This window comes from Nitrospirota bacterium (assembly GCA_040755395.1).
In the GTDB taxonomy this organism is placed as follows: domain Bacteria; phylum Nitrospirota; class Nitrospiria; order Nitrospirales; family Nitrospiraceae; genus DATLZU01.
Genome location: JBFMAX010000007.1, coordinates 72,096 through 85,114, shown reverse-complemented (window position 1 = coordinate 85,114; position 13,019 = coordinate 72,096). Strand labels below are relative to the sequence as shown.

Genomic DNA, 13,019 nt, shown 5'->3' with positions numbered 1-13,019 from the left:
TGACGACCAGTCGATACAGCTCCGTCACCCCAGCGACTGACTCTGCGCTTTTGGGAACCACAGGACCCCGGTTTCGACCCACTGCGAGAGCGCCGGGACCGTCGCACCAGAGTCTTTCTCAGCTCCGCTAGCGATCGAAAACCCGTAAAATCTCACGGACCTTGCGCACCAGCTCTGCGCCGGTGAACGGCTTCGGGAGGAAGGCCACCTCAGGTTCTTCGGCAAAGCCGCCTTTCACGATATAGTTTTCCGATAGATAGAGGATACGCGTCTCCGGACTGAGAGCATGGACTTTGGTGGCGAGTTCCAAACCGTTCATGGCCGGCATGAGCATGTCCGTAATCAGCAGATGAATCCGGCCCTGGTGTTGGTGGAAAAGGCGATACGCCATTTCTCCATTCTTGGCGAGCAAAACCGTATAACCCAGCGGGGTAAGAGTGTTAAAGATGATCGTCCGAATCTCGGGCTCGTCGTCAACCGCCAGGAGTGTGCCGGACTCTGAAGAAAAGGAGCTCATGGCCGGATCTTTGTTGCTGCAGATGGTGAGCCGCCTGGGACTCGAACCCAGGGCCCTCGCCTTAAAAGGGCGATGCTCTACCGACTGAGCTAGCGGCTCACCTGCGGGAAGAGTTCTTCGTTACCCGTCAACGAGCATTCGCGCCACTGAACGGGTCAGCGCAGCAGCATCTTACCATTGACGGATCGGCCAGGCTAGCGCGGCCGTTTCCGGCTTCTGGCGGTCAATGGATTGCGCAGGATGATCGTCTGGTCGCGCTTGGATCCGGTGGAGACGATATCGATTGGACAGCCCGCCAGTTCTTCCACTCTGGTTAAATAGCGCTTGGCCTCTGCGGGCAACTTTTTATAGCTTGTCATACCGGTAGTGGAACTGCTCCAACCGCGCAGAGTTTCATAAACCGGCTGGCATTCCGTCAAGGCTTGCAGGTCGGCAGGCATCTCTCGGTGTAGCCTGCCGGCGTGCCTGTAGCCTGTACATATCTTCAACTCCTTGCACCCGTCCAGCACGTCGAGCTTGGTCACTGCCAAAGAAGCGAGGCCGTTGACTTTGGCCGCGTATCTGACCAGGACACCATCAAACCATCCGCACCGGCGCGGCCGTCCGGTCGTCGCGCCGAATTCCTTGCCACGCTCCTGCAAGCCGGACCCGACCGCGTCCGTCAGTTCGGTCGGGAACGGCCCGCTCCCGACGCGCGTCGTATAGGCCTTGGCGACCCCGAGGACGGCGTCGATCCTGGTCGGCCCGACGCCGGTGCCGGTGCAGGCGCCGCCCGCCGCAGCGCTGGACGAGGTGACGTAAGGATAGGTGCCGAAATCGACATCGAGATGCGTCCCTTGGGCGCCTTCGAACAACACGGTGTGTTTCTCGTCGATCGCCTTGTTCAGAAGCGTGACCGTATCGGTGATGTAGCCTTTCAGCCGTTCGGCATATCCCATGTATTGCTGGAACACCTTTTCGAGCTGGAAGCCGTCCACCTTGTAGAGCCGTTCCAGAAAGCAGTTGATCTCGATCAGGTTTTCCTCCAGCTTGCGCCGAAATAACGGGGGATTCAGCAGATCTCCCACCCGGATGCCGATGCGGGCCATTTTGTCGGCATAGGACGGTCCGATGCCTCTCCCTGTAGTACCGATGCGCCGCAATCCCCTTGATTGCTCCGAGGCCTTCTCAATAGCCTTGTGATACGGCAGGATCAAATGGGCCCGCTGGCTGATCGCGAAATTCTTGTCGATCTTGATGCCTTTGGCCTGGAGTCGATCCATCTCCGCGATCAGCGCCTCTGGATCGACCACCACCCCGTTGCCGATGATGCACAGCGTTCCTCGGTACAGAATACCGGAGGGAATCAAATGAAAGACAAACGTGTCCCGCTGGTTGACGACGGTATGGCCAGCATTGGATCCGCCCTGGTATCGCACCACCACATCGGCGTCGCGGGCCAGGATGTCCACGATCTTGCCCTTGCCTTCATCGCCCCATTGGGTTCCGACGACGACCAGATTGCCCATCCCTCTCACCGATTCGCGTTCAGCCCCTCGAAAAAAAGAGCCCTGACCGCACAAGATCAGAGCCAAAAGCGGCTCATCCTATGGACGGCCCTCCCCGTTTGTCAAGCCGCGTTCGCTCCGCTACGCGAGGCGGGAAACAGCGCGCTGGTTTCCGCTTCTCCGTCCATCATCTCTCATGTCCGTGCACGACAGCGCGCCCGGTGAAGGGCGCCGCCTTTCCTTGACTGCCCAGAGACCGCGTGTTAGCATGCGCCCAGCTCGTCAACTAATCCAGAACTCATCGCTTATCACTCACAACTCAAGATGGGGTGGGGCTGTGGCGCAGTTGGGAGCGCGCGTGAATGGCATTCACGAGGTCGCCGGTTCAATCCCGGCCAGCTCCACCAAACCGAGCTTGCTCGTACCGTCGGCTACTCATCGGTTTCTCAATTGATGCCAACGGATAAGACCTTTAATTTCGATCTTGTCTCTCATCAACCAACCTCCGGTCGAGCCGGGGTCATCCTTACCATACCATCATTGCTGCGTAGGAAAAGACCCGCCCTGATTGATTCATGCTTCAGATCGAATCCGTCAGTAAGCAATATGCCGCGAAGATCCTGCTGAAGGACGCGTCGGCGCACCTACGGCCAGGCACGCGCGTCGGCCTGGTCGGTCCGAACGGCGTCGGAAAGACCACGTTGTTCCGGATGATCCTCGGAGAAGAATCTCCGGACAAGGGCGCCATCCGCAAGCGGCCGCGGTTGCGCATCGGATACCTGCCACAGGAACTCGAGGCGATCACGGGCAAGAACGTCTTGGACGCCGCCCACCGCGACCAGTATCCCGAACACGAGGCCAAGCGCATCCTGTCCGGACTCGGCTTCAGCGAGGCGGACTTCAACCGGCCGGTCGACGCCCTCTCGGGCGGGTATCGCATGCGCGTCGCCTTGGCGCACCTCTTGTTGTCGAATCCCGACGTCCTGTTGCTCGACGAGCCGACCAACCATCTCGACAAACCAACACAAGCGTGGTTCGAAGACTTTCTCTTGCGCTCGAAGATGACCCTTCTGGTCATCAGCCATGACACCAGATTCCTGGACCGGATCGCGACGCATATCTGGGAGATTCGCAACCACACGATCCAGGAATACCGAGGGAACTATACAAAGTTCCGCGAATTGCGGGCGACCCGCGACGCCCAACGGGAGTCCTCCGCCAAACGGCAGGAGAAAGAAATCGCCCGTGTCCAGAAGTTCATCGACCGATTTCGCTACCAGGCCAACAAAGCGAGCCAGGTGCAGTCCCGCATCAAGCAACTGGAAAAGATCAAGCTCATCGAACGGACGCGCGACTCGAAACGGGTGCGATTCAAATTCCCCGTCCCGCCGGCGAGCGGCCGGCAGGTGCTCGAACTGCAGGGAGCCGCGAAGAGCTACGGAGAAAAAGTGGTGTACCGGTCGCTCGACTTTTCGGTCGAGCGCGGGCAGCGAGTGGCGCTGGTCGGCGAAAACGGGGCGGGCAAGAGCACGTTGCTCAAGATGCTGGCAGGCGTCCTGCCGTTGGATAAGGGCACGAGGACCGTCGGCCACGGCGTCACCCTGCACTATTTCGCGCAGCATCAGGCCGAGGCGCTCAACCCGGAACACACCGTTCTGGACTCGCTGGCCGAGATCTCGAAACAGGCCGAGATGAATTTCCTGCGAGGGATCGCCGGAGCGTTCCTGTTTTCGGGACCGGACCAGAAGAAGCCCATCAAAGCGCTGAGCGGCGGCGAGCGCAACCGCGTCGCCCTCGCGCGAATGCTCGTCGAGCCGGCCAATACGCTGTTGCTGGATGAGCCGACGAACCACCTCGACCCGGCCTCGGTGGACGTGCTGACCGACGCCCTCACGGAGTTCCCCGGCACCATCATCTTCATCTCCCATGACCCGACGTTCCTGACCCGCGTCGCGACGCGAGTGGTCGAAATCGAAGACGGTCAGGCCAAGAGCTATTTCGGCGACTACGAGTACTACCTCTGGAAAAAAGCGCAGGAGCTGGAATCGATCAAGGAAACGCGCGAAGAACTCGAAGAACAGGACACGGGACGGACCAGAGCGGGAGCGATCGGCGTCACGGCGGCCATGGCGCCGAAATCCAACGCCAGAGACCGGCGCGAACTGTCCAAGACCCAGGCCAGACTGGAAAAACAGGTGGCGCGCGCGGAGGCCGAGATCGCCGAGATCGAGCGAAAAATCCGGACGCGCGATCAGGAACTAGCCGATCCGGTCCTCTATCAGGATTTCACCCGGTGGCACGATCTGCATCTGGAACAGGAAACCTGGAAAAAGGATTTGGAGCGACTGACGGCTCGGTGGGAAAAGCTGTCCGAGGAACTCGACTGCGTCAAGCAGACGCCGGGGGCTAAGGCGACGGCGCTTCCTTGAGGGTTTCTTCAAGATAATAGTACAGCCAGCGGTTTTTCTCTTTCGTCACCAATTCATCCCAGACCACGCCGATCAAGAAGCCTTTCTCCCATGGCTTGACCCACGCCACGCTTCCGGCAAGCCTTTCCTGCTGCTCCACCCGGTCAGGGTCCAGAAACGCCAACGAGACGGTCACCTTCTCATTGACCGGCAACCTTTCCTTGGCGTGCAGCCCGGCGCCGATCTTATTGACATTGTCCAGGACGGCGGTGACGCCCTTGCCTCCGCTCCTGGGGGTGATGTGGGCGGACCCCACCAGCGTGGCCCGGACGTATTTCCGACGCTCATTGGGTGTCGCGACCGATCCCATCGTCTTGACTCCTCGGCGTTGCCCTTAAGTATAACCGAACAGGATCGTTTGTCCACAGCCAATTTCGGGCCCCGGTCAAGGCGGTTTGGGCCGGTAATATTGCCTGCCGCGGAGCCGTTCCGGCAGATGAGCCTGCTCGCCTTTGGCTGCCGGATCGCTGTGCACGTACCGGTATCCCTGCCCATACCCGAGATCCCGCATCAGCGAGGTCACCGCGTTCCGCAAGTGGAGGGGGACGCCTAAATTGCCGAATTCCCGCGCGTCCCGAAGGGCTTCAACCAGGCCGACGTACGAGGCGTTGTCCTTCGAACAGGAAGCCAAATACGTGGCCCCCTGGGCCAGATTGATCTGAGCTTCCGGCAAGCCGACGCACTCCACCGCCTGGAAGACCGCCGTGGCGACGACCAGGGCGAGAGGGTTGGCGTTGCCGACATCTTCCGACGCGAAAATGACCATGCGCCGGGCGATAAACTTGGGGTCTTCGCCCCCCTCGAGCATTCGCGCCAACCAATAGAGGGCTCCGTCCGGGTCCGAATCCCGCAAGCTTTTGATAAAGGCCGAGATGAGATTGTAGTGTTCTTCCCCGGCCTTATCGTAGCGGAGCGATTTCTTGAGCAGCGCCGACTCCAACCCTTGCTCGTCGAGCAGCCGGCGTCCGCCAGGACCTGGCGGCGTCTGGGTCGCCACGAATTCCAACGCCGTGAGCAAGGACCGGGCATCGCCGTTCCCGAATCCAATCAACCGCCGCTTGGCTTCCGGCGTCATGTCGATCTTGAGCTTTCCGAGGCCTTGTTCCTCATCGGCCAGGGCCCGTTCCAGGATGCGGGCCATTGCGTCATCCGACAGGGATTTGAGGACGACGACCAGGGAGCGCGAGAGGAGGGGCGCGATCACTTCGAACGACGGGTTCTCCGTGGTGGCACCGACCAGAATGATCGTCCCGCGCTCCACGTGCGGGAGAAAGGCATCCTGCTGGGCCTTGTTGAATCGATGGATTTCGTCGACGAACAGAATCGTGCGCCGGCCGTGGAGCGTGCGTCGCTGTTCCGCGGCCCGGATGATTTCCCGCAGTTCCGGAATCCCGCTGGTGACCGCGGAAAACGGAACGAATTCCGCCTTCGTGTGGCGAGCAATGAGATGCGCGAGCGTGGTTTTCCCGGACCCCGGAGGCCCCCAGAAAATGACGGACGAGAGCTGATCCGCCTCGATCGCGCGCCGCAACGGTCGATCCGGCGCGACGATCTCCTCCTGACCGACGAAGTCCGAGAAGTCCTGCGGGCGCATCCGCTCGGCGAGGGGCGCCGGCACGACATCCCGCTCAGCCGAACCGGAAAAGAGATCGCCTTCCTGATGCCGTGGATTGGCCATAGGTTCACACGATGAGCGATCAAATTGTATACCTCCGGAAGAACACCCGTAAATGGCGTTGACAGACTCGGGAGCGCCTGTTTCGGTCTTAGCCTCTTGACGAGCCTGCGATCTCTTGATAGGGGAAACACTGCTCAAGAGCGACCGTTCACGATCAACGAAAGAGCAGACCAATGATTGTCGAGGTCAACGGCGTCCATCTCGCCTGCGACGACCGAGGCACGGGGACACCCATTGTGTTTCTCCATGCGTTCCCCTTGAACCGGACCATGTGGGCGACTCAAGCGAGCGCCCTGTCGAAGCGGTTTCGAGTCATCACCGTGGACCTGCGCGGACATGGTGAATCGGACGCGCCGCTGTGGCGGTACACACTGGACCAGTTCGCGGACGATGTCACCGCGCTCTTGGACCAACTCTCCATCCGGCAGGCGGTCATGGTCGGGTTGTCGATGGGAGGGTACATCCTGTTCGCCATGTACCGCCGCCATCCGGACCGGATTCAAGGGTTGATCTTTGCGGACACGAGGGCCGAAGCCGACCAGCCGACCCAAGTGACCTGGCGGTTCAATCTGGCGCAGAAGGTCTACAAGGAAGGACCGAAGGCGGTCGCCGACGAGATGGTTCCCAAACTCCTCTGCCCGTCCACCGTGCAGAAGAACCCCGCCTTGGCCGAGCGGGTGCGGGCCATCATCATGAGCACGCAGATCAGCGGAATCGTCGGTGACCTCATGGCGATCGCGGAACGGCCGGACTCCACGCCGCTTCTGAGCACCATCATCTGTCCTGCACTGGTATTGGTCGGCGATCAGGATATGCTGACCACGCCGGAGGAGAACAAACGCATCGCCGATGGAATCGCCGGCGCTCGGCTGGAGATCATTCCCGGCGCCGGCCACCTGAGCAACATCGAGCAACCGGAGATCTTCAATCGAGCGGTGACGGCGTTTGCGGAAAGGATTGGGGGGAAGAAATTCTGAATTCTGAATTCTGAATTCTGAATTCTGAATTAGCAGCGTGCCGATTCAGCGTGGACACATCAGCGCGGCTCAGTCAGGGTCCCCGACGCTGCCCCGCCGGATGAGCTTGAGGAATTCGTCACGCGTCTGCTGCTGGCTCCTGAAGACCCCCAGCATGGAACTGGTCACCGCGATGGTGTTCTGCTTCTCGACGCCGCGCATCATCATGCAGAGGTGGCGGGCTTCGATCACCACCCCGACCCCATGGGCGTTCAGCTTCGACTGCAGGGTCTCCGCGATCTGCACCGTCAGCCGTTCCTGCACCTGGAGCCGCCGGCTGAAGGCGTCCACGACGCGCGGGATCTTGCTCAGGCCGACCACTTTCTTATTGGGGATATACCCGACGTGGCACTTTCCGAAGAACGGCAGAAGATGGTGCTCGCAGAGGCTGAAGAAGTCGATGTCCTTCACGATCACCATCTCGTCATAGTCGATCGGGAACAGCGCGCCGTTGAGCAGCCGCTCGATGTCCTGCTGATAGCCCTGCGTCATGAACCGCAGGGCCTTCGCCACCCGTTCGGGCGTCTTCAGGAGCCCGTTTCTCCTCGGCTGCTCGCCGAGCATGGCTAATAGATCCACCACCAAGGCCTGGATCTCCTCAATCTCGGCCGGACGCCCGTTGGCGCGAATGGCCCGGCTTCGTCCCGCTCGTCTCACCGTCGATAGACGATCACTCATGAGTCACTCCAGTCACCGTTGCCCGGGACACTTCCGGTCCGGTGTACTCGAAGTAGTTGTCGCGGGTCTCGATGACCCCGACTTTCTCGAGCCGGCCTTGAGGGACGCGTGCGACCAGCAGGTCCCAGATCAGCATGGCGAGATTCTCGCCGGTGGTCGTGCGGCCGGTGAATTCCGGGTCTTGATTCAGGTCCCGGTGGTCGAAGCGCTTCACGATCGTGTCAATCACCATACGGTCCAACTCCCGGAGATCGATCACGGCGCCGGTTCGAGGATCGATCTCGCCCGTCACCGTGACCAGCACGACGTAGTTATGCCCGTGGCCGTTGGGATTATTGCATTTCCCGAACACGGCCCAGTTCTCTTCTTCGGACAGGCGCTCGGTGTGCAGCCGATGCTGCGCGCAAAACCGATACCGCCGTGTGACGCTGGCTCGATCCATGACCAAGCGCTTGCTCGTCGTCAGTCGTGAGCAATCAGCCACGAGATAAAAAGAATCGGGCCGGAATTGCACCTCCTACGGAAAGGCAACTCCGGCCCCTCTCTCGAGTGTCTCTTCACTTCAGGCTGACGGCTGAATGCCGAGAGCTGACCGTTTCTCCTCAGGCGCTGAACGAGCTGCCGCACCCGCAGGTGGTCTTGGCCTGCGGATTTTTGATGGCAAAGCCGGACCCCTGCAGGCTGTCGACGTAATCCACTTCCGCCCCGCTCAGCAGCGGCGCGCTCTGCGAATCCAGAATGACCTTCACGCCCCCCTTCTCGATGACGGTGTCGTCATCGGACAGTTTCGACTCGAAAGCCATGCCGTATTGATACCCGTGACATCCGCCGCCGCGGACGTAGATCCGCAGACCGACCGTGTCCTTCTCTTCGGCCATCAGTTCCTTGATCTTCTGCTCGGCCACCGGCGTAATGGTGATCATTGTTCTCCTCCCTCTATGATCCCCTGTAGTCTATCACACCTTCTTCATGGAAGGCTGCATTCGTGATCGCTCGACCGTGCGTCCCGCTGCTGAGACGACGGCGACTCCCATTTCGATTCCGGCACCCGCACGACCACATCGCCCAGCACCCGGGCCTGGCACCCGAGGCGATGCCACGGCTCCGACAGCGCCTCCCGATCCAATAGATCCTGCTCGTCGAAGTCGATCTCGGAGAGATTTTCGCCGCCCTCCTGCACCTCGACCCGGCAGGTCGTGCAGGAGGCGTTGCCGCCGCAATCATGATTCAGGGGGAACCCGAGCGTCTGAGCCGCTTCCAGCAGCGTCATGTTGGGTTCCACGTCGCCGCTCTTTCCCTGGGGATGCAGGAACGTCACACGCGGCATCGACGAACTTCCTCACGCACAGGAGCCGATCCCGGCCGCCACGGGCCGATAGGGACACCGCTGCAACCGGATATGCTCCTCATATTCATGCCGGAACAGCCGCAAGCTGCTCTGCACCAGCACCGCAGCCCCGGTCACCAAGGTGCAGTACCCCGTCCCTTTCACGAATCCGCAGAGCTGCAACAGGCTGTCGAGATCTTTCTGAGTTCCTTCGCCCCGCTCTACTTTGTCGACCAGCGTCGCGAGATTGATCGTGCCCATGCGGCAGGGCGGACACTGACCGCAGCTCTCGGTCTTGAAGAAATTGGAAAATTTCAGCGTCTGGGCCACCATGCAGGTCGTATCGTCCACGACGATCACGCCGGCCGAGCCCAGTCCGGTTCCGGCTTTCTTGAGAGAATCGAAATCCATCGGCAGGTCCAGTTGGTCGGGCATGACCATCGAAAACGCCGGGCCGCCTGGAAACACGGCTTTCACCTTTCTCCCGCCCGGCACCCCGCCTCCGCACTCCTCGATCAGTCGCCGAATCGTCGTCCCCATCGGCATCTCGTACACGCCCGGCCGGTTGACAGCCCCGCTGAGCGAGAACAACATCGTGCCCGGACACTTCTCCGTACCCACCTGGGTGAACCAGTCGGCGCCGTTTCGGAGGATGCGCGGAATATTGCAGAGCGTCTCGACGTTGTTCACCAGCGTCGGCTTGCCGTAGAGCCCAAAGTCGGTCGGATAAAACGGCGGCTTCTGGCGAGGCATCGCCGGCCGGCCCTGCATCGACTCCAACATGGCCGTTTCTTCTCCCGCAACGTAACTCCCATGACCGGCAAACAGCTCGATCTCGATGTCGACGCCCTTGCCGAAGATGTTCTTGCCCACAAACCCGCGTTCCCTGGCCTGCGCGATGGCCTTTTTCAGGTTCTCATGCTCCTCCTGATATTCGTGGTTGATATAGATGAACGAAGCCTTGGCGTTGACCGCATACGAAGCGATCAAACATCCCTCGAGCAGTTGATGGGGAGCGTGTTGGAGGAGATACCGGTCCTTGAAGGTCCCGGGCTCATGCTCGCCGGCATTGCAGACGAAGTAGCGTTCCTTGATGCGGTGGTGAAGAACCTTGTCCCACTTGGTGCCGGTCGGGAAACCGGCCCCGCCTCGGCCGCGAAGCCCGGACCGCTTGATCTCTCCGACAATGTCGTCCGGCTGCAGCTCGGTCACACACTTCCGCCAGGCCTCATACCCTCCGACTTTCAGATAAGGGTCGATCTCCCACGGCTTCCCGTTGAGCTGTTGCAGCACTCTCGGTTCCGCAGCCGTCACCAGGTTCCTCCGGAAGAGTCGAACGAGAGGCTCACTATACGGCCCGCTTACCCGGCTCGTCAAGCCAAGGGCTGGCGAATAGGGCTGATTCTCAAGGAGTTAGGGCCAGGGACCTATGTCCGGATGGGCACTTCGGCCGTACACCAGGCGGCGGTTCTACGGATGGCCGTTATCAGAACCGTAACCACCTCACGGTTTGCGGCATGATCCCGCGCAGGCAGCGAATGAGACTTCGAGACCGGACTCGACGCGATTCGGCCGTACCCGCCCGCCGGTCACTCACAGGGATGATCGCGACGGACCTATTTGAAGTGGCTGGCGGCCGCCATGAAGAACAGCATCGGAATCGAGAGCATCACATTGATCCGCGAGGCATAGAGCGCCTTCTTGGCAACCGCCGCCATTTCCGGAGGGGTCGGCTTGCCGGTCTCCGCGGACTCCTTGGTCCACTGGATGATCTTCTTCTGGCACGGCCAGATGATCGCGTGGACGTTGATCATCATGATCAATCCCAGGAGACCGCCGATCCATATCGCCTTGTCGCCGGTGCCCTCAAGGGACGGGTGCAAGTAAAAGATCAACGCCAGCCCCGCCAGCACGGTCACGGTCGCGCCGTGACGGAACCAGTTCAGCGCGGCCGGCATCAACCGCGGAATCACGACCCCTTTTTGGCCGGCGTCCAGCGATTTCAGGAAGCCCGCGTTGATGAAGTTGAAGAAGTACAGAAGCCCGATCCAGGTGATGCCGGCCAGGAAATGAAGCCAGCGGAAGATCTGCTCGAACCAGGCTCCACCGTCCGGCATGCCGACCATCGCCAGCCATATCCCGACCAACGCGATCGTCAGCGCGAATCCTACGGCCATCGTCTGGTAAGGATTTTCGAGGAATGTCATATCGTCCCCACCCTTCGGTTAACTGCTAAGCCGAAGTGTCTACTGCAAGCCGAGCCGGAATGTCAAGCGGCGGAAGGAGCAGGCAATGGTCAACAGTCAAGCGTCAAAGGGCTTACTGCACCGGCCAAGCCTATCCGTTGACCAATGACTACTGACCATTGACGAATGACTATTGACCATTGAGCTCATGCTCAGGTCAGGAGGCGGTCCACGACCCCGCAGAGTTCACGCACGGCGGTCGCGGAAGCGTGCAGCGCCGCGCGTTCTTCGGCGGTCAGCTCGTATTCGACGATGGCTTCGGCTCCGTTTCGTCCGAGCTTGACCGGCACCCCGACCACCACGTTCTGCAGGTCGTATTCGCCTTCACACAGCACGGCGCAGGGCAGGATGCGCTTCTGGTCCTTGAGAATCGCTTCGACCATTTCGACGACGGACGCCGACGGCGCATAATAGGCGCTGCCGGCCTTCAGCAAATTGACGATCTCCGCGCCGCCGTCGCGCGTCCGTCGAATCAACGCTTCCCATCGCTCTTTAGGCAACTGTTCAGTGACCGGGCGTCCCGCCACGGTCGTATACCGCAGCAACGGCACCATCGTGTCGCCGTGCCCGCCCAGGACCATCGCCTGCACGTCCGTCCCGGCGACGCCCAGTTCTTGGGCGATGAACGACCGCAACCGCGCCGAGTCTAACACCCCGGCCATGCCCAGGACGCGGCTTTTGGGAAACCCGCTGACCCGCCGAGCCACATGCACCATCACATCCAGCGGATTGGTGACCATGACCAGAATCGCGTTGGGGGACCGGAACGCAACCTCGCGCACGACCGATTGCACGATCTTGGTGTTGGTCGCCAGCAGTTCGTCGCGGCTCATGCCGGGCTTGCGCGGAACACCCGAGGTGATCACCGCGACGGATGAGCCGGCCGTTTCGTCATACCCGTTGGTGCCGACGACGCGGGAGTTGTAACCGCAGACCGGGCCGGCCTGCGTGATGTCCAGCGCCTTGCCTTGGGGAACGCCTTCGACGATATCCACCAGCACGATGTCATAGCAATTCTTCTCCGCCAGCCGCTGGGCGACCGTCCCCCCGACGTTCCCCGCCCCGACCACCGTCACTTTCGTTCGAGCCATGTGCACTCCCCGTTAATCGTTAAACGTTATTCGTGAACGCAAGAGACCCGGTTTTCCTCGATGAACGGTTCACGGTTGACGGTTAACGATTAACGTTTTAATGTTCCTCATGCCCCGTCCATCCCCCGACTTTGAAATTGATCGTACAAACGAAATTTTCTCCGTCGTAGAAGTTCACCTTGATCTTTTTCTTGCCGTACATCTTGGCCAGAAACTCTTCCGGGTGATCGATCAGTTCCTGATACGCGCCGGGTGCGTACTCGCCCAATTCGACAAAGCTGACGATCATGCCGGTTTTGACTTCCTGCAGAATTTTCACCGAGCACCGAGGATAAATTTCCCAGAACTTCGCGTCGATTTCTTCGCGGGTCGGCTCCCGCCGTTCCTCGCCGGGCTTGACGTCCCGGTTCGCAAACTTGGCCTGCCGCCGCACATAGGGGTACTGGTGGCCGGTAAACAGTTTGTAGAGCCAGCCGGGGACAGTGGGTTTTTCCGAGTGGTCTGGCATTTT

At 60.6% G+C, this 13,019-nt stretch carries 14 protein-coding genes and 2 tRNA genes; 3 read left to right on the top strand and 13 right to left on the bottom strand.

The features are described 5' to 3' along the window. Positions 1-127: 127 nt before the first annotated feature. The 3 genes from AB1555_12095 to AB1555_12085 form a co-directional block, all read right to left on the bottom strand. On the bottom strand, positions 128-517 hold the full coding sequence (locus AB1555_12095) for a response regulator (GenBank protein MEW6247430.1): 390 nt from the start codon (positions 515-517) through the stop codon (positions 128-130). A gap of 23 nt (positions 518-540) precedes the next feature. Continuing rightward, positions 541-616, bottom strand: a tRNA-Lys gene (locus AB1555_12090). A 95-nt stretch (positions 617-711) separates the two neighbouring features. Then, positions 712-2,025, bottom strand: coding sequence for an adenylosuccinate synthase (locus AB1555_12085; GenBank protein ID MEW6247429.1), 1,314 nt, complete (start codon positions 2,023-2,025; stop codon positions 712-714). Positions 2,026-2,335: 310 nt separating this feature from the next. Here AB1555_12085 and AB1555_12080 point away from each other — a divergent pair. Together AB1555_12080 and AB1555_12075 are read left to right on the top strand one after the other, a co-directional pair. Next, positions 2,336-2,411: transfer RNA gene (locus tag AB1555_12080), tRNA-Ala, on the top strand. Between the two features lie 168 nt (positions 2,412-2,579). Then, positions 2,580-4,433 (top strand): ATP-binding cassette domain-containing protein, encoded by a 1,854-nt coding sequence (locus tag AB1555_12075; protein ID MEW6247428.1) that lies wholly within the window; start codon positions 2,580-2,582, stop codon positions 4,431-4,433. Here AB1555_12075 and AB1555_12070 read toward each other — a convergent pair. Both AB1555_12070 and AB1555_12065 read right to left on the bottom strand, forming a co-directional pair. Beyond that, complete coding sequence (locus AB1555_12070) at positions 4,411-4,782, bottom strand: PilZ domain-containing protein (GenBank protein MEW6247427.1); 372 nt, start codon at positions 4,780-4,782, stop codon at positions 4,411-4,413. The two genes, AB1555_12075 and AB1555_12070, sit on opposite strands and share 23 nt — an antisense overlap. A gap of 75 nt (positions 4,783-4,857) precedes the next feature. Next, complete coding sequence (locus AB1555_12065; GenBank protein MEW6247426.1) at positions 4,858-6,150, bottom strand: replication-associated recombination protein A; 1,293 nt, start codon at positions 6,148-6,150, stop codon at positions 4,858-4,860. A gap of 173 nt (positions 6,151-6,323) precedes the next feature. On the opposite strand from AB1555_12065, the gene AB1555_12060 reads away from it, so the two are divergent. Continuing rightward, a complete protein-coding gene (locus AB1555_12060) occupies positions 6,324-7,127 on the top strand; it encodes an alpha/beta fold hydrolase (GenBank protein MEW6247425.1) in 804 nt (267 codons plus the stop codon). 69 nt (positions 7,128-7,196) lie between these two features. Here AB1555_12060 and folE read toward each other — a convergent pair whose 3' ends face one another. The 8 genes from folE to AB1555_12020 all read right to left on the bottom strand — a co-directional run bounded on the left by folE (position 7,197) and on the right by AB1555_12020 (position 13,016). Then, a complete protein-coding gene (folE, locus tag AB1555_12055; protein MEW6247424.1) occupies positions 7,197-7,844 on the bottom strand; it encodes a GTP cyclohydrolase I FolE in 648 nt (215 codons plus the stop codon). After that, on the bottom strand, positions 7,837-8,286 hold the full coding sequence (locus AB1555_12050) for a 6-carboxytetrahydropterin synthase (protein MEW6247423.1): 450 nt from the start codon (positions 8,284-8,286) through the stop codon (positions 7,837-7,839). Before AB1555_12050 ends, folE begins: the two co-directional genes overlap by 8 nt. 160 nt (positions 8,287-8,446) lie before the next feature. Beyond that, positions 8,447-8,767 carry an iron-sulfur cluster insertion protein ErpA gene (gene erpA / locus AB1555_12045; protein MEW6247422.1) on the bottom strand — a complete coding sequence of 107 codons (321 nt, stop codon included), beginning with the start codon at positions 8,765-8,767 and terminating at the stop codon, positions 8,447-8,449. A 44-nt stretch (positions 8,768-8,811) separates the two neighbouring features. Continuing rightward, positions 8,812-9,171, bottom strand: a complete 360-nt coding sequence (locus AB1555_12040; protein MEW6247421.1) for a 2Fe-2S iron-sulfur cluster-binding protein — start codon at positions 9,169-9,171, stop codon at positions 8,812-8,814. Between the two features lie 12 nt (positions 9,172-9,183). Next, positions 9,184-10,485, bottom strand: coding sequence for an NADH-quinone oxidoreductase subunit NuoF (gene nuoF / locus AB1555_12035; protein MEW6247420.1), 1,302 nt, complete (start codon positions 10,483-10,485; stop codon positions 9,184-9,186). Positions 10,486-10,787: 302 nt separating this feature from the next. Then, a complete protein-coding gene (locus AB1555_12030) occupies positions 10,788-11,378 on the bottom strand; it encodes a urate hydroxylase PuuD (protein ID MEW6247419.1) in 591 nt (196 codons plus the stop codon). 191 nt (positions 11,379-11,569) lie between these two features. Then, on the bottom strand, positions 11,570-12,508 hold the full coding sequence (mdh, locus tag AB1555_12025) for a malate dehydrogenase (protein MEW6247418.1): 939 nt from the start codon (positions 12,506-12,508) through the stop codon (positions 11,570-11,572). A gap of 97 nt (positions 12,509-12,605) precedes the next feature. Beyond that, entirely contained in the window at positions 12,606-13,016 is a 411-nt protein-coding gene (locus tag AB1555_12020) for a hypothetical protein (protein ID MEW6247417.1), read from the bottom strand. Positions 13,017-13,019 lie beyond the last annotated feature (3 nt).